Here is a 242-nt window from a genome sequence, read left to right as displayed (position 1 = left end):
CGGAGGCGTGGGCGCCGGACATCTCGTACCAGGGCGGGAAGTACCTGATGTACTACTCCGTCTCGAAGTTCGGCTCCAACACCTCCGCCATCGGCCTCGCCACCTCCAGCACGGGACAGCCGGGCAGCTGGGCGGACCAGGGCATCGTCTACACCTCGAACTCGTCCAGCGACTACAACGCCATCGACCCCAACCTCTTCGTCGACAGCGACGGCAAGTGGTGGTTGTCCTTCGGCAGCTGG

At 64.9% G+C, this 242-nt stretch carries 1 protein-coding gene; it reads left to right on the top strand.

What is annotated here, in order from left to right; genetic code table 11:
* Positions 1 to 242 (top strand): family 43 glycosylhydrolase (locus CCN42_RS45440; protein ID WP_245877695.1); only part of this gene is annotated, 242 nt, incomplete at both ends.

The organism is Streptomyces glaucescens (genome assembly GCF_002154375.1).
GTDB classification, from domain to species: Bacteria; Actinomycetota; Actinomycetes; order Streptomycetales; family Streptomycetaceae; genus Streptomyces; species Streptomyces glaucescens.
The sequence above is the reverse complement of the archived record's forward strand: the minus strand, read 5'-3'. Positions and strand labels throughout refer to the sequence as shown.